Source organism: Citrobacter sp. Marseille-Q3906 (genome assembly GCF_916618775.1).
In the GTDB taxonomy this organism is placed as follows: Bacteria; Pseudomonadota; Gammaproteobacteria; order Enterobacterales; family Enterobacteriaceae; genus Citrobacter; species Citrobacter murliniae.
Genome location: NZ_CAKAKA010000003.1, coordinates 985,322 through 1,009,075, shown reverse-complemented (window position 1 = coordinate 1,009,075; position 23,754 = coordinate 985,322). Strand labels below are relative to the sequence as shown.

The window sequence follows — 23,754 nt, the reverse complement described above, 5'->3', positions numbered from 1 at the left end:
GATACGTACATAAGAACTACCAGGCCGTATGGTACAACTCGACAATATCGGCAAGGCTCGCTTCACGCGGATTTCCGCCGGTACAAACATCATCGAATGCCGCCTGCGCCAGCGCCGGTATATCGTCTTTACGCACGCCAACGTCACGTAAGTGCAGCGGGATCCCCACGTCACGGTTAAGCGCAAACACCGCATCAACGGCGGCTTTGCGTGCCTCTTCCAGAGTCAGATTTTCCACCTTCACCCCCATCGCACGGGCGATATCACGGAATTTCTCTCCAGTAAATTCAGCGTTGTACTGCATTACATGCGGCAACAAAATAGCATTGGCAACGCCGTGCGGTGTGTTATAAAACGCCCCCAACGGGTGCGCCATACCATGCACCAGCCCCAGACCGACGTTTGAGAACCCCATTCCCGCAACGTACTGGCCCAGCGCCATCGCTTCCCCCGCCTGAAGGTCTCCGGCAACTGAACCGCGTAACGCACTGGCAATAATCTCAATAGCTTTAATGTGCAGCGCATCCGTTAACGCCCATGCTGCACGCGTGATGTAGCCTTCAATGGCGTGGGTCAGCGCATCAACGCCGGTCGCAGCCTTTAATGCGGCAGGCATGCCATCCATCATATCCGCATCAATAAACGCCACCTGCGGGATATCATGCGGATCGACACAAACAAACTTACGCCTGTTCTCCTCATCCGTGATCACGTAGTTAATGGTCACTTCTGCTGCCGTCCCCGCCGTAGTGGGGATTGCCATAACCGGTACGCTCGGGAAGCGCGTTGGCGATAACCCTTCCAGACTGCGTACATCGGCAAACTCAGGGTTATTATGGATAATGCCAATAGCCTTACAGGTATCCTGCGGCGAACCGCCACCAATGGCTATCAGATAGTCTGCACCACTTTTCTGGAAGACACTCAGCCCTTCTTGTACCACCGCAATGGTTGGATTGGGCATTACGCCGGAAAAAATGTCCCATTCCAGACCAGCTGCGTCCATCCGCGATGTTACCTTATCGACAACACCACACTGCACCAGATTAGCATCTGTCACAATCAGCGCTTTACGGTAACCACGGCGGATGACCTCATCGGTTAACGCCCCAACAGCTCCCCGGCCAAACCATGCCGTTTCGTTCAGAATCATTCTGTTCGCCATCGTTTTTCTCCTTTCGCTATGCGAAATTACTCTTCAATACGTAATCCATAGGATTTGAATTTCTCCAGCACAATAGCGATTTCTTCATCATCCAGTACCGGAACGGGATCGACAATCGCCAGCGTGCTCAGATAAAGACGGGCCAGAACTTCCACTTCTTGTGCCAGCCACAAGGCTTTTTCCAGATTCGCCTCGCAGGCAATCAGCCCATGATGCTGCAACAGTGTGGCTTTACGGTTTTGCAGGGCAACAACCACATGCTCTGACAGTTCGCGAGTACCAAATGTCGCATACGGCGCACATGGAATGGAGTTACCTCCGGCAGCCGCAATCATGTAGTGAATGGCAGGGATTGGACGGTTCAGAATCGACACCGCAGTGCAATGAATCGCATGATTATGCACGACCGCATTAGCATCTGGCCGTGTCTGGTAGGCTGCCAGATGAAAACGCCATTCGCTGGAAGGTAATTGTCCTTTATCATAATTACCGTCGTTATCGACATACACGATCATATTTTCTGTGAGTCTTTCATAAGGAATACCGCTGGGCGTAATCAACATTCCGTTCTCATAACGTGCACTCACATTTCCCGCCGTTCCCTGATTCAGTCCAAGGCTGGTCATTTCAAGGCAGGTTTCAATAATTTCTCGAGATAAACGCATTCTTTCCATAATGAATCTCCGGGTACAGTTTCCCCTCGTCTTTATTGCGAAATAATGCACCCGCAGAATAAGACGCGGTCAGGTTTCAGATATGAGCAGCCACTGAATATTATTATTCAGATTCAGTAGGCTGAATTATTTTTGGTACATACACAAAATCATTCAAATTGCGTCAAGACGGCAAGTGAGCGAACGCAGCCAACGCGGAGGCAGCTTGAAGGATGACGTGTAGAGCTACGTGTTATTTCTGTCTGACACGCTTAATAAGTTTCATCTCAACTTTTACCGTTTCTTTAATTGGCTGATCATCAATTGCACTCATCATCATATCGAATGCTTTTTCTGCCCAGACATTTTCGTCCTGCTGCATTGACCAGACATTATTGGCCAGGAATCCCAACATCGGATGTTCATCGAATGTCCCAATATTGATATCAGGTGGAATAACACCAAAACGGTTGCGAATAGAGATAACTGCACCTTCCAGCACGGGTAACGACGAGGCGATAAACGCCTGAGGGCAGCCCTGCTCGTTGATCAGTTTGTCCATGAGTCGATAGCCACCATCCGGGGTATTGTCCGGGCCTTCACGCACCCAATCCTGATGAGAAATACCATTTTTACTCAACGCATTTAGGTAACCTTTCAAACGATCGCCGATACTGGGTAAACCGGTATCCCCCACTAAAAACCAGATTGGCGATTTCCCCGCGTCAAACAAACTTTGCGTCAGCTTTTCACCACCCAAAATATTATGACTTTCAACCAGCGCGTTATCGGTGTACTTAAAATCACGGTCAAGTAACACCATTGGTTTTCTGACCTGGCGTAAATGGTGTTGCTGATTTTCTAATGTCGAAGGAACAATAAAGAGACCATCAACATTGCGTGCAATTAACGCTTTGGTTAATTTGTTTTCGTAATCCACATCATCGTAGGTACAGCTAATCGTTAGCTGATATCCAGAGCGACGACAGCGTTGCTCGAGTTTTTCTGCGAGCGTGGCAAAAAAGACGTTGGAAATATTGGGCACAATCAGACCCAGCGTATCCGTTTTATTGAGTTTCAGGCTACGGGCCGAATGGTTTATCACGTAACCATATCGCTCAACGTATTCATTAATGCGAGTCTGGGTTTTGACGCTGATCCGATATTGCTCAGCTTTCCCATTCAGCACCAGTCGCACGGTCGTAACCGATAAATTCAGATCGCTGGCTATCTGTTCTACTGTTTTAGCCATCTATATGCCCCAGTCCACATCCAAAACGTCCATTCACAATCATAAAAGTATTTTAAACTTTTGTCTTACTGCATCAGTTGGTTAAGCGTCTGCTGTTGTTCCCACATTGTAAGATAAGCCTGATATTTGCGGGTATAAAAGTCCTGCCGCTGTGGATTTGCCTTAATCACTTCACCTGGCGTAACCATCGCCTGGCACGCTGCTGGAAAATTCGACCACGCGCCGCTTGCGACCGCGCCGGTAATCGCCGCGCCTAATGTCACGGCATCTTCTTCCTGCATCAGATGGATATCGCATCCGGTAGCATCGGCATACTCTCGCAGCCACAAAGGATTATGCGTAGCGCCGCCACACAGCGTCAGTCGAGAAATGGTATGGCCGTTTTCGCGCATCACTTCCATAATATGCCGCGTACCGCAGGCGATCGCCTGTAATGTCGCCAGATACAAGCGGGCAAGCTGTCCCTCTCCTCGCTCAAGAGTCAAACCGCAGACGCTACCCCTGGCATCGGGTCTTGCTCGCGGTGAACGGTTTCCGTGGTGATCGGCCAATACATGCAGATAGCGCCCCGGCTCCGATTCATTTTCTTCCAGCGCAGCAACCCATTCATTCACTAAAACGATCGGATGACAGCCCCGCGCTTCGGCTTTACGAAACAGCTCGGCGCTGGCTCCTGACTCCTGAAGTGTCCAGTCAACTAACGCACCGGCAGCACTCTGCCCACCTTCCGTCAGCCAGTAGCCTGGCAACATGGCGGACCAATACGGCCCCCATACACCCGGCGTATGAATTTCCTGTGCGCTGCATAACATATGGCAATTTGACGTTCCGCTAATCAGCGCCAGCGTTCCCGCAGGCTGAGCACCAGCAAGTGCAACTCCGCCAGCATGGGCATCAATCATTCCACTAGCGACCACTACTGCTGTCGTCAGCCCCAACGCCTGTGCAGCTTCTGGGCTAAGCGTACCAACAGCAGCTCCCGGCGGCAGGATCCGAGACGGAATTTTGCCCAGTAGATCGGTTAATTCAACAGCGTCGAGCAGGGAATGGCTAAAGCGTTGCTCATGTGCCAGATAGTTCCATTTGCAGGTCAGGGTACACAGTCCCGCCACATCATTATCGGTGGCTTTCCAGACCAGAAAATCCGCCAGATCGTAGAGGCGATGCGCACTCTGCCAGGTAGCGGGAAAATGATTCTTCAGCCAGAGTGCTTTAGGAAGCTCCATTTCTACACTGACTTCACCACCTACGTAGCGCAGAGCCGGATCCTTTGTCGCATTGATACACTGGGTCTCTTGCGCTGCACGGTGATCCATCCACATGATGATGTTATGGTCCGGCGATTCCCCAGGTGAAACCGCCAGCCCCTGCCCTTGCTTATCCAGCGCGACCAGAGAACAGGTGGCATCAAAACCCAGTGAACGGATCTCCTCTGCAGGAACGCCGGCTGACGACACAGCCCCTTTCACCGCACTGCAAACCTGCAGCCAGATTTCAGCAGAAGATTGCTCCACTCGCTCCGGGCCTGGTCGAAACTGCGAGATAGGGAAAGTCGCAAAGGCCAGGCGCTTGCCGCTGGCATCAAATACACCGGCCCTGACACTTGCGGAACCGACATCCACACCGAGGAAATATCCACTGCTCATAGTAACTCCCTGACGCTGGCTAAAAATGGGGCGAGAGTTTCGCCCCAACGGGCTTATTTCTTACCGAATGGGTGCAATAACTTCTCTATTTCCGGCGTGTTAATGTTCTTCGCGTTAACAAATTTCACGGGAATATCGATCTCTTTCGGTACGGACTGACCCGACACTGCGGCATTCAGCGTTTTGATACCCTGATAGCCAATCTGATAGGCATCCTGTACCACAAAGCCCTGGATAACTCCGGACTTCAGGAAGGCAATAATCGCCTCGGTACTGTCAAAGCCAATCACCTTCACTTTGCCCTTCAGGTTTTGACTATCAATAGCGTTAGCAACCCCCAAAGTTGAACCTTCATTGGTGCCATAGATCCCTGCGATGTCAGGGTTCGCCTGAATCATATCGATGGTCTTATCCATCGCTTTTTGCGGATCGCCATCGCTGTACTGGACAGGGAGAACCTGGATATCCGGATACTTTTCCTTCATGCGGGTAATAAATCCTTCCGAGCGTTCAATCGCTGAAGAGGTGCCAGCCACATGCGCAATAATGCCGACTTTTCCTTTGTTACCCACCTCAGCAGCAAGCGCATCTGCCGCTTCTGCCCCCGCTTTACGGTTATTGGTTGCCACAAAGCTGGCAGGAATATCGGAATTCACGCCAGAGTCAAACGTCACGACCTTAATGCCACGTGAGTTGGCCGTTTCCACCAGCGGTGCGAGTGCATTGGCATCTAACGCCGCCAGCAACAGTCCATTAGGTTTTTGCGCCATTGCGTTTTCAACTAACTGAATCTGCTCAGCAATTTGGGTTTCATCCGCCGGTCCGACATAGCTGGTTTTATCACCCAGCTCTTTCGCTGCCGCTTCTGTACCCATTTTCACGGTTTGCCAGAATTCATGCTGGAAACCTTTACTGACCACCGGAAGATTCATATCTTTAGCCAATGCGCTGGAGGTCATGCAGGCCAGCAGAGATAACGCATAGACAAAATGCCTGGTTTTCATTGTTGTACTCCGTTCTGAGTGAGTCACCCTAAACGTCAGGGTTATGATGCCCCGTGACTACCGGGAGCGTTAATCAACGAATTTTCTTGCGTAATGTATCGAGGTAAACCGCAGCGATAACCACGACACCCATTGCTACCATTTGCCAGAACTGAGAGACACCCATCAGGTTCAGACCATTTTTCAGTACACTCATAATGAATGCGCCGATGATAGTGCCACCGATAGTCCCAATCCCGCCCATCAGGCTGGTACCGCCAATCACAACCGCAGCTATCGCTTCCAGCTCATAACCCACACCGACCGTAGGTTGTCCTGAGTTCAGACGAGAAGCCAGAATGACCCCGGCAATCCCGGTCAGCAGACCGCAAAAGGCGTAGACGAAAATTTTGACGCGCTGGACTTTGATCCCGGAAAGATGTGCTGCAACTTCGTTACTGCCCACAGCGTAAACATAACGACCAATGACCGTTTTCTTCAGGATATAAGCGGCAATCAGCGCGACAACAACAAGGTAAAAAACAGGATAAGGCAGCACATCGAACAGGCGTCCCTGCGCCAGCATTTTGAACGTAGGGTAATCAGCAAAGTAAATCGCGCGACCGTCAGTCATCACCATGTTGATGCCCCTGACAGACATCATCAGTCCCAGCGTGGCGATAAATGGCGGTATCGTCATTTTGGTTACCAGTATCCCGTTGATATAACCGCATAATCCTCCGGCCAGAACACCTGCCAGGATACACACTGGCAACGGCAGGCCCAGCGTTGCGCATATCCCTACCGCTACCCCGGAAAAGGCGACGACAGACCCGAGAGAAAGATCGATCCCTGAGGTGATAATGACGAAGGTAACGCCAATTGCCATGATGCCAATCACCGAGGTTTGCAGGGCAATTGTCATAATGTTTTCAGTATTAAAGAAAAAAGGTGAGCCAAAGCTAAAAAATATCACCAGAATAATCAGGCTAAAAAGCGGCGCAAGGCGCATTAAAAGTTCTTTGTTAATTTTTATTTTCTTATTATTGCTGTCTGAAGAGGTTACAGAGATAGTCATAAATTAGTCCTCTAACGTCGCGTATTGCATGATTTTTTCTTGTGTGGCGTCATCAGAAGCTAACTCACCGGTAATACGGCCATTGCGCATAACTAAAATGCGATCGCACATACCCAGCACTTCCGGTAATTCAGAAGAAATCATGATAATTGATTTTCCTTTTGCCACCAGGCGATTCATTAATTCATAAATTTCAAGTTTAGCCCCTACATCAATACCACGCGTGGGCTCATCAAAGATGAGAATATCAGTATCCTTACATACCCATCTGGCAATAATAATTTTCTGCTGATTACCGCCACTTAAATTCAACGCAGCCTGCTCAAGATGCGGCGTTTTAATTCGCAGAGTTTTTACCTGTTCCTGACTTATTTTCTGACAGCGTTTACTATCAACATTGCCATAGCGATCGGAATACTCCGGGTAATTGCCGAGCATAATATTACGCTCAACAGACAAGCCTAATGCCAGTCCTTCTTTTTTTCTGTCCTCGGTTAAATAGCTGATACCTTGCCTGATGGCGTCAGGGATATCTTTTACCACCGTCTCTTTGCCGCGCAGCTTAATCGTTCCACTATCTATTGGGTCAGCGCCGAAAATCGCACGCGCCAGTTCAGTACGACCTGCGCCCATCAGACCGGCAAAGCCTAAAATCTCCCCCTGGTGAAGGGTAAAGTTGATGTCGTTCAGTACACCTTTTCGTGTCAGGCCGCTCACCTCCAGCACCGGTTTGCGCTGGGATTGTGGTTCGCGACGAGGATAGATATTGCCGAGATCACGGCCAACCATCATCGCGATCAGATCGCTGATTTTTACCGCATCATAATCAACGGTGGCGATAAACTGTCCATCCCGCATGACGGTGGCACGATCGGCAATCAGCGCCAGTTCCTCAAGCCGGTGAGAGATATAAACGATGCCAGTACCCTGCTCTTTAAGTAAACGGGTAACCTGAAATAAACTGTCGATCTCCGTTTCGGTTAGTGCAGCGGTCGGTTCATCCATAATTAGAACTTTGGCATTCACCGATATCGCTTTTGCAATCTCAACCATTTGTTGTTGCGCGACAGTGAGGTCGGCAACCAGAGTCTCTGGCGAGATATTCAGGTTTAATTTTTGCAAAATATCGATAGCAGCCTGGCGCTGTTGTTTTTCATCAAGGCGCCAACGGTTATTTTTGCAAAACTCCCTGCCAATAAATATATTCTCTTCAACCGTGAGTTCAGGAAAAAGATTAAATTCCTGGTGAATAATCGTGATCCCGGCTTTCTGGGCGCTCAATGGGTTCGCGAATGCAACGGGTTGGTCCTCGAAAACAATATCTCCCTCATCAGGTTGATAAACACCGGATAAAATTTTCATCAGGGTAGACTTTCCCGCGCCATTTTCCCCCAGCAGCGCATGAACCTCACCTTTGCGTAAAGCAAAATCCACATTACTCAACGCTAATACTCCGGGAAAACGTTTCGTAATATGACTCATCTGTAAAAATGTTTCGGACATTGCTGCTTTCCTCAATATACAGAAACTGCAGTCAGTGAATCAGGCGAAAACAGCGTTGTCAGGGAGCCATCGTCACCGTTGATGCGAATACTTCCTAAAGATCATATACGTTTTATCAAAAATGCTAACTCGAGTTAGCGATTTGCCTTTTAAAGCTATTTTAGCTGCCAAAAATAACCAAATCATTTGGTTTAAAATTGTGATGCCGGGCAGACAATTTATTCTATACCTCTGATTACAAATAAAATTATCTTAAATCAGTGATTTTGTTTATTTGACGCAGATCGAATTTTAACCACTTCTCGTGAAGCTTCTCACAGTTCCACAACAAAAAAGTTGTGCAAAAAACTCTCTAATACCTAAGCTAACTCGAGTTAGCAAAAATGAAAAATTCAGCCAACTGCGGCAGTGGTATCCAATATCCACTTCAGCTGCACGGCATAAAGTGAGATGAGGAACCTCGAATGAACAAAATCAGTTTACCGAAAATCGGTATTCGTCCGGTGATTGATGGGCGTCGCATGGGTGTACGTGAATCGCTCGAAGAACAAACCATGAACATGGCGAAAGCCACTGCCGCGCTTATCACAGAGAAACTTCGTCACGCCTGTGGCGCACAGATTGAATGTGTGATCGCAGACACCTGCATTGCCGGAATGGCTGAATCCGCCGCCTGTGAAGAAAAATTCAGCGGTCTGAACGTTGGTGTGACGATTACCGTTACCCCATGCTGGTGCTACGGTAGCGAAACCATCGACATGGATCCTATGCGTCCGAAAGCCATCTGGGGCTTCAACGGAACAGAACGTCCTGGCGCCGTTTACCTGGCGGCAGCTCTGGCTGCGCATAACCAAAAAGGTCTCCCCGCCTTCTCTATTTACGGCCATGATGTGCAGGATGCTGGTGACACCACTATCCCCACCGATGTAGAAGAAAAACTGCTACGTTTCACGCGGGCGGGCTTAGCCGTTGCCAGCATGAAGGGCAAAAGTTATCTGTCCGTAGGGGGTGTTTCGATGGGGATCGCAGGATCTATCGTCGATCATAACTTCTTCGAATCCTGGCTGGGAATGAAGGTTCAGCCTGTTGATATGACCGAATTACGTCGTCGCATTGACAAAAAAATCTATGACGAAGCTGAACTGGAAATCGCACTGACGTGGGCGGACAAAAACTTCCGCTACGGCGAAGATCAGAATGCGCAGCAATACAAGCGTAACGAGGAACAAAGCCGTGCGGTACTGAAAGAGAGTCTGCTGATGGCAATGTGCATCCGAGACATGATGCAAGGGAATAAGAAACTGGCAGAAAAAGGCCTTGTAGAAGAATCTCTGGGCTACAACGCTATTGCTGCTGGTTTCCAGGGGCAGCGCCACTGGACGGATCAATATCCAAACGGCGACACCGCCGAAGCGTTGCTGAACAGCTCATTCGACTGGAATGGTTTACGCCAGCCGTATGTTGTCGCCACCGAAAACGACAGCCTGAATGGTGTGGCGATGCTGTTTGGTCACCAACTCACCGGAACGGCGCAAGTCTTTGCCGATGTGCGCACCTACTGGTCACCCGAGGCGGTAGAGCGCGTAACTGGTAAACCGCTGACCGGTCTTGCTGAACACGGCATCATCCATCTGATTAACTCTGGATCTGCGGCACTGGACGGCTCCTGCAAACAGCGCGACAGCGAAGGCAAGCCAACCATGAAACCGCACTGGGAGATCTCGCAGCAAGAAGCAGATGATTGTCTGGCGGCTACCGAATGGTGTCCGGCAATCCACGAATACTTCCGTGGCGGCGGCTACTCTTCGCGCTTCCTGACCGAAGGCGGCGTGCCGTTCACCATGACTCGCATCAATATCATCAAAGGTCTGGGTCCGGTACTGCAAATCGCTGAAGGCTGGAGCGTGGAGTTGCCGAAGGATGTGCACGCGCAGCTTGATGAGCGCACCAACTCCACATGGCCGACAACCTGGTTTGCACCGCGCTTAACCGGAAAAGGACCATTCACCGATGTCTATTCAGTGATGGCTAACTGGGGCGCTAACCATGGCGTACTGACGATTGGCCATGTTGGCGCAGACTTTATTACGCTTGCCGCCATGCTGCGTATCCCGGTTTGTATGCACAACGTGGAAGAAGAGAAAATTTACCGTCCTTCAGCCTGGGCAGCCCACGGTATGGATAGCGAAGGCCAGGACTATCGTGCCTGCCAAAACTACGGGCCGCTGTATAAGCGTTAAGAGTTCCATCTCCATAACGACAGGGTTCTCATACCCTAAGTCATTCAAGCGCAGGACAAAAACACATTAGCATTTTTGTCCTGCAGTTTGAGGTATGACGGGTATGCCAGGAGCGATTATGAAACAAGACGTTATTTTGGTCCTCGACTGTGGTGCGACGAACGTGCGAGCCATTGCCGTTGACCGTCAGGGACAAATTATCGCCCGCGCCTCCACCCCCAATGCCAGTGATATTGCCGCTGAAAACAGTGTCTGGCATCAGTGGTCCCTTGATGCCATTCTGCAGCGCTTTGCCGACTGCTGCCAGCGACTCGCAACTGAACTCGCCTCCTGCCAGATCCGCGGGATTACGGTCACTACATTTGGTGTTGACGGCGCGCTGGTTGATGAGCATGGTGAGTTGCTTTATCCGGTGATCAGCTGGAAATGCCCGCGTACCGCCGCCGTCATGGCCAGTATCGATCGCCTGATATCACCACAGCAGTTGCAGGACATCTCCGGTGTCGGCGCTTTCAGCTTCAACACGCTGTACAAACTGGTGTGGCTCAAAGAGAACCACCCACGATTGCTGGAGCAGGCGCACGCCTGGCTTTTTATTTCATCGCTTATCAACCACCGCTTAACCGGCGAATTCACCACAGATATCACGATGGCGGGAACCAGCCAGATGCTGGAGATCCATCAGCGAGATTTCAGCCATGACATTCTGCAGGCAACTGGTATACCCCGCCGGCTTTTCCCACGCTTAGTCGAGGCAGGGGAACAGATCGGAACGCTGCAAAACGAAGCCGCAAAGCAGCTTGGGCTTCCGCCAGGTATTCCGGTTATTTCCGCCGGGCACGACACGCAGTTTGCGCTGTTTGGCGCAGGCGCGCAGCCGGATGAACCGGTGCTCTCTTCCGGCACATGGGAAATTCTGATGGTGCGCAGCGCACAAGTGAATACTCCCCTGCTCAGCCATTATTCAGGTTCCACCTGCGAGCTGGACAGTCAGAACGGACTGTACAACCCCGGTATGCAATGGTTGGCTTCCGGCGTGCTCGAGTGGGTGCGTAAACTGCTGTGGACGGCAGAAACGCCCTGGCAAACGCTGATAAGTGAGGCGCAAGCTATTCCAACAGGCGCTGAAGGCGTAAAGATGCAGTGCGATTTGCTCACCAACGCTAACGCAGGCTGGCAGGGTGTCACATTGAACAGCACTCGCGGACATTTTTACCGTGCAGCACTGGAGGGATTAACGGTACAGCTCCAGCAAAATCTACACACGCTGGAAACTATCAGCCACTTCAAGGCGACGGAGCTGCTGTTAGTTGGCGGAGGAAGTCGCAACGCGCTGTGGAATCAGATAAAAGCCAACGTACTCGGGATCCCCGTCAAGGTACTGGATGACGCCGAAACTACCGTCGCCGGAGCTGCAATGTTTGGCTGGTCAGGTATTGGTGAGTTTGCTACCCCGGAACAGGCCCGCGCACAGGTGCGCTACCGATATCGCTACTTCTATCCCCAAACCGAATCCGAACTCACAGGAGTCGAGTGAAATGCTTAAAACGATTTCCCCCTTAATTTCCCCTGACCTGCTGAAAGTGCTGGCGGAAATGGGACATGGCGATGAGATAATTTTCTCCGATGCCCACTTTCCGGCACACAGCATGGGACCACAGGTTATCCGTGCCGATGGTTTGCAGGTCAGCGATCTGTTGCAGGCCATTATTCCGTTGTTTGAGCTGGACAGCTACGCCCCACCGTTGGTGATGATGGCCGCCGTAGAAGGAGATTCTCTCGATCCGAACGTTGAAAGGCGTTACCGCGATGCGCTCTCTTTAACGACTTCCGGACCGGATATTACCCGTATCGATCGCTATGCATTCTATGAACGGGCGCAAAAAGCGTTTGCGATCGTCATTACCGGAGAGCAGGCAAAATACGGAAATATTCTTTTGAAAAAAGGGGTAACGCCGTAATCTCTGGTCAGAATGCCCGTCAGATACGGGCATTCATCAAATGATGAGGATCAGAACAGTGAAAGCGGCACGCCAGCAAGCAATAACAAACCTGCTAATTACCCATAAAAACCTGACAACCGAAGCCTTATCTTTACAACTTAACGTCAGCAAAGAGACTATTCGCCGCGATCTCAATGAACTACAAATGCAAGGGAAAGTGCTGCGCAACCACGGACGTGCCAGGATAATTCATCAGGAAAATCAGGACAGCGGCGAACCGTTTCATATTCGACGTAAAAGCCATTATGCGCATAAAGCGGATGTTGCCAGGGCCGCATTGGCATGGATAGAGGAAGGAATGGTAATCGCTTTAGATGCCAGTTCCACCTGCTGGTATCTGGCCCGCCAGTTACCGGACATCAACATACATGTGTTTACTAATAGCCAGCCAATTTGTCAGGAACTGGGCAAACGTGAACATATTCAGCTCATCTGCTCAGGTGGACGACTCGAGCGCAAAGATGGCTGCTACATTAATCCGTCGCTCATCTCGCAGTTGAAACCTCTCGACATCGATCTGTTTATTTTTTCCTGCGCGGGGATCGACAGTAACGGTACTCTCTGGGACTCGACGGCTACTAACGCTGAATTTAAATCCATTCTGCTCAAACGGGCATCACAGTCATTGTTGTTGATCGATAAAAGTAAGTTGCATCGTTCTGGCGAGGCCCGGATCGGGCATCTGGAGGAGGTGACGCATGTGATTTCGGATGAACAGCAAACTGACGGTGTTCTGCCACAGGCCTGATAAGCGCATGCGCCATCAGGCCTGCAGGGAGGTCTTTATCGCTCGTCGCGACGACCGCCGACAGCGGCCCACAGACGACGCACGTGCACGGTCACTTCTTCGCGGTCATGATACAGCTGACGTGCCTGAATCTGCGCATTGATGTTATGTTCATCCAACTGCGCCTGGATATAGGCCAGGTTTTGCGACACTTCTTCGTAGCGCTTTTTCATCGGCAACTTGAGATTGAAAATCGTCTCACGGCACCAGCCATTAACCAACCATTGCGCCATCAACGCGGCAACTTTCGCAGGCTTCTCCACCATATCGCAGACCATCCACGAGATGTTGTTGCGATTCGGACGGTATTTAAATCCGTCTTCACGCAACCAGGTCACCTGTCCGGTATCCATCAGGCTTTGCGCCATCGGACCGTTATCCACGGAGTAAACCCACATATTGCGTTTGACCAGCTGATAGGTCCAACCGCCGGGGCAAGCCCCTAAATCCACCGCATACATTCCATTTGCCAGACGCTCATCCCACTCATCGGCAGGAATAAAAACATGCAGCGCTTCTTCGAGCTTCAGTGTTGAACGGCTCGGAGCATCGGCCGGGAACTTCAAACGCGGGATGCCCATGTAAAACGGTGAATTATTGTCAGGCCAGGAATAACCGGTGTAACAACAACCTGGTGCGATAAAGAAAACATGGACTACCGGGCGCTTTGGCGTCTCGTATTTTGCCAGCACGCCCGCTTCACGCAGCGCCGCGCGCAGCGGCACGGTAAATTTACGGCAAAACTTAACCAGCTCTTTGCTTTCGTTAGTGTCTGCGACTTCGACGCGCAGGTCACCACCTTTCTCTACAACGCCCTGCAACATACCGACAATCGGCGTAATGCGATCTTCCGGCGGCAAATATTGCAGCAATTCACCGACGACAAACATTTGACGGGCAAAAATCAGCGAACTGAACGGCAGCTCTTTGACCAACTTTTCAGCATCACCCTGCTGATAGCACTCATAAATGACGTAACCCGCATTGTCTTTCACGCGAGCAAAGCCAAACACTTCCCGACGAGTTGCTTTATCCGTAATTTCTGCGGCGCACTCTTTTTCAAAACCTGGGCGACACAACAATACAACCTTATTCATGGCTAACGCCCTTACGTTTCAATCGAATAGCACCAACTAACATCAGAACCCAACCTGCCAGGAAGCTGAAGCCACCAACAGGGGTAACAAACGCCCACAGGCGTAGATGAGACAGCGCGAGGCAATACAGGCTGCCGCTGAACAGCACCGTGCCTAATGCCATAAACACGCTACTCCAGTAAAACCAAATGCTAATACGTCGCTGCATAGCGACCGCCAGGCCAAAGATGGCCAGCGTATGGAACGCCTGATACTCAAGGCCCGTCTGGATCCACCCCATTTCAACGACGCCGAGGGTTTTACTCAGAACATGTGCCCCAAAGGCGCCCAGTGCCACAAAAATAAAGCCACTTACGGCGGCAAAAATCAGCATAAAACGGCTGGTCATGTTAATACCCTAAGTAAATTATTGTTCATAACGAAAGCGGAATTTTTCTTGTTCAGTGGCCGCTTTTGCCAGTATCCACTGACGGAAGGCGGCTATTTTACCCAGTTCTGCCTGACTGTCATGACAAACCAGATAAAATGCGTTCTTGCTGACCAGAACATCATTAAAGGGACAGACCAAACGCCCGGCTTCAATTTCAGACTGCGCCATAACGTTATTGGCCAGCGCCACTCCCTGTCCATGAATAGCAGCCTGAAGCACCATGGCACTATGGCTGAAGATAGGTCCCTGCTGTACGTTGATATGATTCAGGCCAAGCTGGCGCGTATAGGCTTGCCAGTCACGCCGCGAAGCATCGTGCAATAAAGTGTGTTTTGCCAAATCCTCTGGCGTCTTCAATGGTTTATCGCCAGTGAGTAACAGAGGCGAACAGACTGGCAATAAATATTCTGCGTACAATTTTTCCACACGCAGGCCAGGCCAGTTACCGCGCCCATAAAAAATAGCGACATCAACATCGTCAGCCAGTTTGTCTTCCTGGCGGTCTACCGCCTGGATCCTGACATCGATTCCCGGATAAGCTGAGTTAAAGCTAGAGAGTCTTGGCACCAGCCATTGAATTGCAAAACTGGGCAATAAACTCACGGTGAGCGCGCCTTTTGCACTGCGTGCCTGAAGTTTACGCGTCGCATCGGTTAATTGCGAAAAAATCTCTTTGATGTCGAGGAAATAGCTTTGACCTTCTTCCGTCAACAAGAGAGATCGATTGCGTCGACGAAACAGCTTAAGTCCCAAGAAATCCTCAAGTGACTTGATTTGATGACTTACTGCGGCCTGCGTCACAAAAAGCTCTTCAGCTGCGCGGGTAAAACTCAAATGACGCGCCGCAGCATCAAAAACACGTAACGCATTTAAGGGTGGTAATCGTTTTGACATGACTTTTTAGGCTTTGATGTTAAAAGAATTTAACAGTTACATAACAGCCTGTAACCTATTAGTTTTTTTAATCTGAGCCATTATAAATTGTCCGTTGAGGTTCTACCAGCAAATACCTATAGTGGCGGCACTTCCTGAAGCCGGAACGAAAAGTTTTATCGGAATGCGTGTTCTGGTGGGCTTTTGGCTTACGGTTGTGATGTTGTGTTGTTGTGTTTGCAATTGGTCTGCGATTCAGACCATGGTAGCAAAGCTACCCTTTTTCACTTCCTGTACATTTACCCTGTCTGTCCATAGTGATTAATGTAGCACCGCCAAATTGCGGTGCTTTTTTTTGTCCGAGTTTCTGTCGATGACGCCCGGCTATTTCTCCAGTTCCACCATCTCTTTCACATCGGTACGGTTAATCTGCTGTTTGTTGCCATTAGCGTCCTTGTAGGAAATCATTCCCGTCTCATTATCGGTCTTTGGCTTACCGTCAGACACGATCGACCGACCATCATTGGTGTGCATCACGTAATTCGAACCAGAACAGGCGCTCAGGGCAAAAGTCAGCATACATGCAGAGATAATTGCGGCAGTCTTTTTCATATTCTTCTCCTTAAAGCGATTTATGCTAAATAAAACGAATTCCATAACAGGCAAAAATACTCACCTAACACTATTTAGCATAAGCCACTGTTCTGACTTTACCAGGATATCCAGAGGATTCTGATAGTTAGCCTCCCCTTGTGTCTGCGCTCTTTTTGCGCCACGATCGGTTTATTGAACTGAGGAATACCATGAACGCTTTTAACCCCGCGCAGTTTCGCGCACAGTTTCCCGCTCTCAGCGATGCTGGCGTCTATCTCGATAGCGCCGCAACAGCGTTGAAACCACAGGCTGTGATTGATGCCACTCACCAGTTTTATAGCCTGTGCGCCGGTAATGTCCATCGCAGCCAATTTGCCGAAGCCCAGCGGCTGACCGCCCGCTATGAAGCCGCACGGGAGAAGGCCGCCTGCCTGATCAATGCACCGGATGATAAATCCATTGTCTGGACCCGCGGTACGACAGAGGCTATCAACATGGTGGCCCAAAGCTACGCACGCCCGCGCTTACAAAGAGGCGATGAGATTATCGTCAGCGTGGCGGAACACCATGCCAACCTCGTTCCCTGGCTGATGGTGGCGGAACAAACGGGGGCAAAAGTCATCAGGCTCCCTCTCAACGCCCATTTACTGCCGGACGTGGAACGCTTACCAGAACTCATCACACCACGCAGCCGCATACTGGCGCTCGGGCAGATGTCTAACGTAACTGGCGGCTGTCCGGACCTGGTTCGCGCCATTTCGCTCGCCCACGCTGCGGGTATGGTGGTGATGGTTGATGGCGCCCAGGGCGTTGTACATTTCCCCGCAGACGTGCAGCAGTTGGATATTGATTTCTATGCTTTTTCTGGTCACAAGCTGTACGGGCCGACCGGGATCGGCGTTTTGTATGGTAAGCCAGAGTTGCTGGATGCCATGTCTCCCTGGCTCGGCGGCGGCAAGATGATTAATGAAGTCAGTTTTGCGGGGTTTACCACCCAGGCGGTTCCCTGGAAACTGGAGGCAGGTACGCCTAACGTTGCGGGTGTTATTGGCCTGAGCGCTGCGCTGGAATGGCTGGCGGATGTCGACATCGTGCAAGCAGAAAGCTGGAGCCGTGGTCTGGCTACACTGGCAGAAGAGGCACTGGCGAAGCGCCCGGGATTCCGTTCTTTCCGCTGCCAGGACTCCAGCCTGTTGGCCTTCGATTTTGCCGGTGTTCACCACAGCGACATGGTGACACTGCTGGCCGAATATGGCATCGCGCTTCGCGCAGGACAACACTGTGCGCAACCGCTGCTGGCAGAACTTGGTGTATCAGGGACGCTGCGCGCCTCATTTGCACCTTATAATAGCCAAAGTGATGTGGATGCGTTGGTGACGGCGGTTGACCGCGCGCTGGAAATATTGGTGGATTAATGACAAACCCTCTGTTCGCCGAACATCCGTTTGGCACAACCGTGACCGAAGAGACTTTACGAGCTATCTTTGTCCCACTTACTCAGTGGGAAGATAAATATCGCCAGCTTATCCTGCTGGGGAAGCAACTACCGCCACTCCCGGAGCCATTAAAGGCCCAGGCAAAAGAGATCGCGGGATGCGAAAACCGCGTCTGGCTGGGGTATGCCGTACATGAGAATGGCACTATGCACTTTTTCGGCGACAGCGAAGGCCGTATCGTGCGCGGTTTGCTGGCAGTGCTGCTCACCGCGGTAGAAGGTAAAACCGCCGCCGAATTACTGACACGTTCACCAATGGATTTTTTTGATGAATTAGGTTTACGCGCCCAGCTCAGCGCTTCGCGTAGCCAGGGACTGAATGCCCTTAACGCGGCGATTCTTGCAGCAGCGCAGCAGGTTGTATAGCTGTTTTGCCGGATAAGCGCTGGTGCCCCATCCGGCAAACAATCATTAAGTCTGACGCGCCGCCTTCGCCATCATCTTCTTCAACGCGTGTGACACCGCGACAAAGCCAAATGTCGCTGTCACCATCGTCGCAGCGCCAAAACCAGATGCACAATCCATACGCTTCGGCCCTTCTGCCGTCGCCTTCATCGCACACACTGAACCATCAGCCTGCGGATAGACCAGCGCCTCGGTCGAGAACACACAGTCCACACCCAGCTTGCCTTTGCTGTTTTTAACCACGCCAAAGTCACTTTTTAGCCGCTCACGTAGCTTCGCCGCCAACGGATCCTGAATAGTTTTGGCTAAATCAACGACCTGAATCTGCGTAGGGTCAATCTGCCCACCCGCACCACCGGTGGTGACCAGCGGAATTTTATTGCGACGGCAGTACGCGATCAGCGCTGCCTTCGGGCGTACACTGTCGATAGCATCAATGACATACGAAAAGCCGGCGTTCATATACTCTGCAACGTTATCCGGCGTGACAAAGTCATCGACCACACTGACCCGACACTCGGGATTAATCTGCCGTATACGTTCAGCCATCACCTCAGCCTTCGCCTGGCCCACGTTATCACGCAGAGCATGGATCTGCCGGTTAGTATTGGTAACGCACACATCATCCATATCGATGAGCGTAATTGCGCCAATTCCGGTACGCGCCAGCGCTTCCGCCGCCCACGATCCCACGCCGCCAATCCCGACCACACACACGTGCGATCCGGCGAACAGGTGCAGCGCATTTTCGCCATACAGACGCGCTGTGCCGCCAAAACGCTGACGCCAGGCATCACTTATCACAACAGACATACGACCTCAGAACAGAAAATTCAAAGAGCGGTGATCGCCACTCACTATAGTGGCGACAACACCGTTCTTGCGCCGAATGGCGCTTCGCTTATCCCGCCTGCTCGAAAAATGGCAGGTCTGATAAGACTATTAACCGCTAAATACGTTACCCGCTCCGGCGCCACTTTTCAGCACCCAGACACGACCGTAGTGATTATACCAGCCCGCACGATGCCCTGCGTCTGCACCAATACCCTGATAGATATCGAAGTGCTGGCCTTTGATCGCTCCACCGACATCTAATGCCACCATCAGACGCAGTTCATACTGACCGGTAAATTTCCCGTTATTGTCCAGCAGCGGCACTTCTGCCAGTAACGTCGTGCCCGCAGGAATAATACTACGGTCAGAAGCAACGGAGGCCCTGCCAATCAGCGGCACTGCGCTGGCCCCTTTTACCGGGGCAAAAGATTGTGGTTTAAAGAAGACGAACGACGGATTCTGTTCCAGCAGTTCACGCACTTCAGCTTCGCTGTGCGTTTCACCCCAGTGACGGATCGCCTGCATCGACATATCTTCTTTCTTCACTTCGCCACGATCGATCAGTACTTTACCAATACTGCGATAAGCATGGCCGTTTTTGCCGGCATAGCTAAAGAAGTTAAGCGGGCTGCCATCACCGAAGTCGATGTAGCCACTGCCCTGAACATCCATAATGAAGTTATCCATCAGGGAGTTGCTGTATGCCAGGATATAGTTGTCACTCAACGCACCTGCGTAGATTTCAGCGCGGGAAGGTAAACGCCCACGTTTTGGCGGCATACGATAGATAGGGTATTGAAATTCCCCCTGACGCGTGTGCCGCGCCTGGATTACCGGCGTGTAATAACCAGTGAACTGAACGTTGCCATAGTTATCAGCCCCTTCCATCTGCCAGGCATCAATACCAAACTGGCGCATATTGCGCGTATCGCCACCTGCACGTAGCCACTCCTGGATAGCGTTGTAGACATTGCTTTGGTTGCCATACAAACGCGGAGAGGCGTTGCGGATCTGATTTACCTGCTCGGCGAAATCACCGGCATTGATTGGCGCGCCAACCGCATCAGGTTGGTTCACCAGTGAGAAAGGCTGGGTAAATTTCCCGTCTTTATACTGCTGTCCACGATCGGTGGGTTTAGAGGAACACGCAGCGAGCATCGCGACTACGGCCCCCGCCAGAAGATATTTTGCCCAACGTCCTTTCATTATTCTCGTCTTAAGTTGCCTGAATGCGAGATGAAGATAACAAACCCCCGAACCTAATGAAATGCGAATGCATACCCCATCGCAAATTTTGCGCAAAAAATAAACCGAAATGCTTTGTTTTTGTTCATTTTCATCCTTAAACCGTGATCAAGGTGAAAAAAGGGTTGCATGAAAACGTTAGCAGAGTATAGTGCGCATCCACGGACGCGGGGTGGAGCAGCCTGGTAGCTCGTCGGGCTCATAACCCGAAGGTCGTCAGTTCAAATCTGGCCCCCGCAACCAATTAAAATCAGAAGCAGTAATATTTCTGTTAAGCAGTTCGAATCACACATGTGATTTGAAATACGCAGCAGAAAGACGGACGCGGGGTGGAGCAGCCTGGTAGCTCGTCGGGCTCATAACCCGAAGGTCGTCGGTTCAAATCCGGCCCCCGCAACCAATTAAAATCTGATGTGATATTTTTGCAAGGTAGTTCGAATCACAGCAAAGCCAACGCAGATGTGGTTTGAATACGAAGCAAAAGACGGACGCGGGGTGGAGCAGCCTGGTAGCTCGTCGGGCTCATAACCCGAAGGTCGTCGGTTCAAATCCGGCCCCCGCAACCAATACATTGAACACCCTGACGGGTGTTTTTTTGTTTCTGCGGTCCGTAAAAAAAGCGCTTCTCAGCGCTTTTTTATTATCCCCTTCTCGCCAGCGTTGCCCCATCGGCAAAATACGCTTTGATCCCAGCCAGAATCGACTCAGCAACTTCCTGCTGGAAGGTCGCGGTTTTGAGCTTTCGCTCCTCTTCAACGTTACTGATAAACGCCGTTTCCACGAGGATCGAGGGAATATCCGGCGCTTTCAACACCGCAAATCCTGCCTGCTCAACCTGATTCTTATGCAGATTATTAATCTTACCGAGCTTATTCAGTACCGCTTTACCAAACTTCAGACTGTCAGCAATCGTCAGCGATTGCACCATGTCGAACATGGTGTGGTCGACGTAGCGGTCACCACTCTTACTGACACCACCAATTAAATCCGAGGCGTTCTGGGTTTGCGCCAGATATTTTGCTGCGGTACTGGTCGCACCTTTAGTGGAAAGTGCAAACACCGACGAACCACTGGGCTGTCGACTGGTAAAAGCATCCGCATGAATGGAGACAAACAGGTCAGCGCGCTGCTTCTGGGCTTTCGCCACGCGGACTTTCAACGGAATGAAGATATCCTCATTACGCGTCATATAGACCTTCATATTGCCTTCTTTTTCGATCAGCGCGCGCAGGCGACGGGCTATCTGCAACACCACATCTTTTTCGCGCGTCTTGTATTTCCCCACGGCACCGGAATCTTCGCCACCATGGCCGGGATCGAGCATAATGACAATTGGACGGTCACGCCCCGCTTTACCGGGCTGCGGGCCACTTTGTGCAGGTGGCACCTGTTTATCGAGATCGCCCTTGTTGTAGTCTTCAAGTAACGCCAGCAGAGGATCCTGCACATCCTGGGCATTCGCGGGATAAAGATCCATCACCAGACGTTCTTTAAATCCTGCAACGGGTGCCAGGGCGAACAGCTGCGGCTTCACATCTTGTTTCAGCTCAAACACCATGCGCACGGTCTGTGGGTCAAATTGGCCTACTCTTGCTGACTTAATGTACGGATCGTCAGGGCGGATCTGCGTCCCGATCCCCTTGAGCACCGAGTTCAAATTAACGCCTTCAATATCCACAACCACACGCTCAGGATTACTCAGGGCAAACTGTTTGTATTTCAGCAGACGGTTGGATTCCACCGTGACGCGGGTATAACTGGAGGCAGGCCAGATGCGCACTGCAACGACCTGACTGACGGCGGCCAGACCGACCTGGCTGACGCTCAAAAGCCACATAGCACCCGCACCTTTCAGTAAACGGCGGCGACTGATTGCTGAATTGGATCCCGACATGCTTCTCCCGAGCAAAAGAAATCTTTATTTAGGTAATAGGTAAAACGTCCTAATTGACCGGAAACTTTAGCGAATGACGCATAATCTGTCATCTACAAAAGGGTAAACATTCTTTTTATATTCACGGCATTACTGAGAAAAATCTTCAGGAAGGGTAAAAATTACGCTTGCGCATGGAGCAAAAACAGAATAAAAATACACAAATTACGAATAATCATGCAATGAGGATGTGCCGTGGTGAAGGAGCGTAGAACCGAACTGGTACAGGGATTCCGCCATTCTGTTCCCTATATCAATACCCATCGGGGAAAAACGTTTGTCATTATGCTGGGCGGCGAAGCCATCGAGCATGAAAACTTTTCCAGTATCGTCAATGACATTGGCCTCCTGCATAGCCTGGGCATCCGCCTCGTTGTGGTGTATGGCGCCCGGCCACAGATTGATGCCAATCTTGCTGCTCATCATCATGAGCCGGTGTACCACAAAAATACGCGCGTGACTGATGCCAAAACGCTGGAGCTGGTGAAGCAGGCTGCAGGGCTACTCCAGCTTGATATCACCGCCCGCCTGTCGATGAGCCTGAACAATACACCATTGCAGGGCGCGCACATCAATGTGGTCAGCGGTAACTTTATTATCTCCCAACCTCTTGGCGTCGATGACGGCGTAGATTACTGCCATAGCGGACGCATCCGTCGTATTGATGAAGAGGCGATTCACCGTCAGTTGGACAGTGGCGCCATTGTATTGATGGGCCCGGTAGCCGTTTCCGTCACCGGAGAGAGCTTTAATCTGACTTCAGAAGAGGTCGCCACTCAGTTGGCTATCAAGCTGAAAGCAGAAAAGATGATCGGTTTTTGCTCCTCCCAGGGAGTTATTAACGATGATGGCGATATTGTTTCCGAACTTTTCCCCAACGAAGCCCAGGCTCGCGTTGAGTCACAGGAAGAGAAAGGCGACTACAGCTCCGGCACCGTGCGCTTCCTGCGTGGTGCCGTAAAAGCCTGTCGCAGTGGCGTACGCCGCTGCCACCTGATTAGCTATCAGGAAGATGGCGCATTGTTACAGGAGCTGTTCTCACGCGATGGGATCGGGACGCAAATCGTGATGGAGAGCGCCGAACAGATCCGTCGCGCCACCATTAACGATATCGGCGGTATTCTGGAACTGATTCGCCCACTCGAGCAGCAAGGTATTCTGGTCCGTCGCTCACGTGAACAACTGGAAATGGAAATCGACAAATTCACCATTATTCAGCGTGATAACCTGACCATCGCCTGTGCCGCCCTGTACCCTTTCCCGGAAGAACGAATTGGCGAAATGGCGTGTGTGGCAGTACATCCGGACTATCGAAGTTCTTCACGCGGAGAAGTTTTGCTGGAAAGGATCGCCGTGCAGGCCAGACAAATGGGGCTTAGCAAACTGTTCGTGCTGACAACACGCAGTATTCACTGGTTTCAGGAGCGCGGCTTCACGCCCGTGGATATTGACCTGCTGCCAGAGAGTAAGAAACAGATGTACAACTATCAGCGGCGTTCAAAAGTGCTAATGGCAGATCTGGGGTAACCACAGTTGCC

At 51.0% G+C, this 23,754-nt stretch carries 21 protein-coding genes and 3 tRNA genes; 10 read left to right on the top strand and 14 right to left on the bottom strand.

From position 1 onward, the window contains the following. Positions 1–16: 16 nt before the first annotated feature. The 7 genes from fucO to LG384_RS22110 all read right to left on the bottom strand — a co-directional run bounded on the left by fucO (position 17) and on the right by LG384_RS22110 (position 8,280). Positions 17–1,165, bottom strand: a complete 1,149-nt coding sequence (gene fucO, locus LG384_RS22140) for a lactaldehyde reductase (RefSeq protein WP_225761535.1) — start codon at positions 1,163–1,165, stop codon at positions 17–19. A 26-nt stretch (positions 1,166–1,191) separates the two neighbouring features. Further along, positions 1,192–1,839: an L-fuculose-phosphate aldolase gene (fucA, locus tag LG384_RS22135; RefSeq protein ID WP_045446921.1), complete on the bottom strand. Its 648-nt coding sequence runs from the start codon at positions 1,837–1,839 to the stop codon at positions 1,192–1,194. A 232-nt stretch (positions 1,840–2,071) separates the two neighbouring features. Then, positions 2,072–3,070, bottom strand: a complete 999-nt coding sequence (locus LG384_RS22130; protein WP_225761534.1) for a LacI family DNA-binding transcriptional regulator — start codon at positions 3,068–3,070, stop codon at positions 2,072–2,074. Between the two features lie 65 nt (positions 3,071–3,135). Then, positions 3,136–4,716: an FGGY-family carbohydrate kinase gene (locus LG384_RS22125; protein WP_225761533.1), complete on the bottom strand. Its 1,581-nt coding sequence runs from the start codon at positions 4,714–4,716 to the stop codon at positions 3,136–3,138. A 53-nt stretch (positions 4,717–4,769) separates the two neighbouring features. After that, positions 4,770–5,720, bottom strand: a complete 951-nt coding sequence (locus tag LG384_RS22120) for an ABC transporter substrate-binding protein (protein WP_225761532.1) — start codon at positions 5,718–5,720, stop codon at positions 4,770–4,772. Positions 5,721–5,793: 73 nt separating this feature from the next. After that, on the bottom strand, positions 5,794–6,777 hold the full coding sequence (locus LG384_RS22115; RefSeq protein ID WP_045446933.1) for an ABC transporter permease: 984 nt from the start codon (positions 6,775–6,777) through the stop codon (positions 5,794–5,796). 3 nt (positions 6,778–6,780) lie between these two features. After that, positions 6,781–8,280, bottom strand: a complete 1,500-nt coding sequence (locus tag LG384_RS22110) for a sugar ABC transporter ATP-binding protein (RefSeq protein ID WP_200009919.1) — start codon at positions 8,278–8,280, stop codon at positions 6,781–6,783. 464 nt (positions 8,281–8,744) lie between these two features. On the opposite strand from LG384_RS22110, the gene fucI reads away from it, so the two are divergent. From fucI to fucR, 4 genes are all read left to right on the top strand, one after another. After that, positions 8,745–10,520, top strand: a complete 1,776-nt coding sequence (gene fucI, locus LG384_RS22105) for an L-fucose isomerase (RefSeq protein ID WP_045446939.1) — start codon at positions 8,745–8,747, stop codon at positions 10,518–10,520. Positions 10,521–10,638: 118 nt separating this feature from the next. Beyond that, positions 10,639–12,057, top strand: a complete 1,419-nt coding sequence (fucK, locus tag LG384_RS22100) for an L-fuculokinase (RefSeq protein ID WP_045446941.1) — start codon at positions 10,639–10,641, stop codon at positions 12,055–12,057. Position 12,058: 1 nt separating this feature from the next. Further along, positions 12,059–12,481: an L-fucose mutarotase gene (gene fucU / locus LG384_RS22095; protein WP_045446943.1), complete on the top strand. Its 423-nt coding sequence runs from the start codon at positions 12,059–12,061 to the stop codon at positions 12,479–12,481. Positions 12,482–12,539: 58 nt separating this feature from the next. Beyond that, the gene (gene fucR, locus LG384_RS22090) at positions 12,540–13,271 is read left to right on the top strand and encodes an L-fucose operon activator (protein WP_200010102.1); all 732 of its coding nucleotides are present in this window, start codon (positions 12,540–12,542) and stop codon (positions 13,269–13,271) included. Between the two features lie 35 nt (positions 13,272–13,306). On the opposite strand, the gene rlmM is transcribed toward fucR, so the two are convergent. The 4 genes from rlmM to LG384_RS22070 form a co-directional block, all read right to left on the bottom strand. Beyond that, entirely contained in the window at positions 13,307–14,407 is a 1,101-nt protein-coding gene (gene rlmM / locus LG384_RS22085) for a 23S rRNA (cytidine(2498)-2'-O)-methyltransferase RlmM (protein WP_045446948.1), read from the bottom strand. Continuing rightward, positions 14,400–14,795 (bottom strand): DUF423 domain-containing protein, encoded by a 396-nt coding sequence (locus LG384_RS22080; protein ID WP_045446951.1) that lies wholly within the window; start codon positions 14,793–14,795, stop codon positions 14,400–14,402. Before LG384_RS22080 ends, rlmM begins: the two co-directional genes overlap by 8 nt. 18 nt (positions 14,796–14,813) lie before the next feature. Beyond that, a complete protein-coding gene (gcvA, locus tag LG384_RS22075; RefSeq protein WP_005130970.1) occupies positions 14,814–15,731 on the bottom strand; it encodes a glycine cleavage system transcriptional regulator GcvA in 918 nt (305 codons plus the stop codon). Between the two features lie 363 nt (positions 15,732–16,094). After that, entirely contained in the window at positions 16,095–16,322 is a 228-nt protein-coding gene (locus tag LG384_RS22070) for a YgdI/YgdR family lipoprotein (protein WP_045446955.1), read from the bottom strand. Positions 16,323–16,513: 191 nt separating this feature from the next. Between LG384_RS22070 and csdA the strand changes: the two genes are divergently transcribed. Both csdA and csdE read left to right on the top strand, forming a co-directional pair. Then, a complete protein-coding gene (csdA, locus tag LG384_RS22065; protein ID WP_225761531.1) occupies positions 16,514–17,719 on the top strand; it encodes a cysteine desulfurase CsdA in 1,206 nt (401 codons plus the stop codon). After that, entirely contained in the window at positions 17,719–18,165 is a 447-nt protein-coding gene (csdE, locus tag LG384_RS22060; protein WP_225761530.1) for a cysteine desulfurase sulfur acceptor subunit CsdE, read from the top strand. Before csdA ends, csdE begins: the two co-directional genes overlap by 1 nt. 45 nt (positions 18,166–18,210) lie before the next feature. Here the strand turns inward: csdE and tcdA are convergent, their stop codons facing one another. Further along, complete coding sequence (gene tcdA, locus LG384_RS22055) at positions 18,211–19,017, bottom strand: tRNA cyclic N6-threonylcarbamoyladenosine(37) synthase TcdA (RefSeq protein WP_045446964.1); 807 nt, start codon at positions 19,015–19,017, stop codon at positions 18,211–18,213. A 129-nt stretch (positions 19,018–19,146) separates the two neighbouring features. After that, the gene (gene mltA / locus LG384_RS22050; protein ID WP_048220641.1) at positions 19,147–20,244 is read right to left on the bottom strand and encodes a murein transglycosylase A; all 1,098 of its coding nucleotides are present in this window, start codon (positions 20,242–20,244) and stop codon (positions 19,147–19,149) included. Between the two features lie 205 nt (positions 20,245–20,449). Here mltA and LG384_RS22045 point away from each other — a divergent pair. The 3 genes from LG384_RS22045 (at position 20,450) to LG384_RS22035 (ending at position 20,849) form a co-directional block, all read left to right on the top strand. Further along, positions 20,450–20,526, top strand: a tRNA-Met gene (locus tag LG384_RS22045). An 80-nt stretch (positions 20,527–20,606) separates the two neighbouring features. Next, positions 20,607–20,683, top strand: a tRNA-Met gene (locus LG384_RS22040). An 89-nt stretch (positions 20,684–20,772) separates the two neighbouring features. Beyond that, positions 20,773–20,849: transfer RNA gene (locus LG384_RS22035), tRNA-Met, on the top strand. Positions 20,850–20,923: 74 nt separating this feature from the next. Here LG384_RS22035 and amiC read toward each other — a convergent pair. Beyond that, positions 20,924–22,177 carry an N-acetylmuramoyl-L-alanine amidase AmiC gene (gene amiC / locus LG384_RS22030; RefSeq protein WP_045446970.1) on the bottom strand — a complete coding sequence of 418 codons (1,254 nt, stop codon included), beginning with the start codon at positions 22,175–22,177 and terminating at the stop codon, positions 20,924–20,926. Positions 22,178–22,411: 234 nt separating this feature from the next. Between amiC and argA the strand changes: the two genes are divergently transcribed. Continuing rightward, positions 22,412–23,743 (top strand): amino-acid N-acetyltransferase, encoded by a 1,332-nt coding sequence (gene argA, locus LG384_RS22025; protein WP_045446973.1) that lies wholly within the window; start codon positions 22,412–22,414, stop codon positions 23,741–23,743. Positions 23,744–23,754: the final 11 nt, after the last annotated feature.

Bases quoted from the DNA above. Each gene is read 5' to 3' on its own strand.
- LG384_RS22125 (WP_225761533.1), bottom strand. From the start codon at position 4,716: ATGAGCAGTGGATATTTCCTCGGTGTGGATGTCGGTTCCGCAAGTGTC.
- fucI (WP_045446939.1), top strand. From the start codon at position 8,745: ATGAACAAAATCAGTTTACCGAAAATCGGTATTCGTCCGGTGATTGAT.
- LG384_RS22120 (WP_225761532.1), bottom strand. From the start codon at position 5,720: ATGAAAACCAGGCATTTTGTCTATGCGTTATCTCTGCTGGCCTGCATG.
- fucA (WP_045446921.1), bottom strand. From the start codon at position 1,839: ATGGAAAGAATGCGTTTATCTCGAGAAATTATTGAAACCTGCCTTGAA.
- tcdA (WP_045446964.1), bottom strand. From the start codon at position 19,017: ATGTCTGTTGTGATAAGTGATGCCTGGCGTCAGCGTTTTGGCGGCACA.
- LG384_RS22115 (WP_045446933.1), bottom strand. From the start codon at position 6,777: ATGACTATCTCTGTAACCTCTTCAGACAGCAATAATAAGAAAATAAAA.
- LG384_RS22080 (WP_045446951.1), bottom strand. From the start codon at position 14,795: ATGACCAGCCGTTTTATGCTGATTTTTGCCGCCGTAAGTGGCTTTATT.
- mltA (WP_048220641.1), bottom strand. From the start codon at position 20,244: ATGAAAGGACGTTGGGCAAAATATCTTCTGGCGGGGGCCGTAGTCGCG.
- rlmM (WP_045446948.1), bottom strand. From the start codon at position 14,407: ATGAATAAGGTTGTATTGTTGTGTCGCCCAGGTTTTGAAAAAGAGTGC.
- LG384_RS22130 (WP_225761534.1), bottom strand. From the start codon at position 3,070: ATGGCTAAAACAGTAGAACAGATAGCCAGCGATCTGAATTTATCGGTT.
- fucK (WP_045446941.1), top strand. From the start codon at position 10,639: ATGAAACAAGACGTTATTTTGGTCCTCGACTGTGGTGCGACGAACGTG.
- fucO (WP_225761535.1), bottom strand. From the start codon at position 1,165: ATGGCGAACAGAATGATTCTGAACGAAACGGCATGGTTTGGCCGGGGA.
- csdA (WP_225761531.1), top strand. From the start codon at position 16,514: ATGAACGCTTTTAACCCCGCGCAGTTTCGCGCACAGTTTCCCGCTCTC.
- csdE (WP_225761530.1), top strand. From the start codon at position 17,719: ATGACAAACCCTCTGTTCGCCGAACATCCGTTTGGCACAACCGTGACC.
- gcvA (WP_005130970.1), bottom strand. From the start codon at position 15,731: ATGTCAAAACGATTACCACCCTTAAATGCGTTACGTGTTTTTGATGCT.
- LG384_RS22110 (WP_200009919.1), bottom strand. From the start codon at position 8,280: ATGTCCGAAACATTTTTACAGATGAGTCATATTACGAAACGTTTTCCC.
- LG384_RS22070 (WP_045446955.1), bottom strand. From the start codon at position 16,322: ATGAAAAAGACTGCCGCAATTATCTCTGCATGTATGCTGACTTTTGCC.
- amiC (WP_045446970.1), bottom strand. From the start codon at position 22,177: ATGTCGGGATCCAATTCAGCAATCAGTCGCCGCCGTTTACTGAAAGGT.
- fucU (WP_045446943.1), top strand. From the start codon at position 12,059: ATGCTTAAAACGATTTCCCCCTTAATTTCCCCTGACCTGCTGAAAGTG.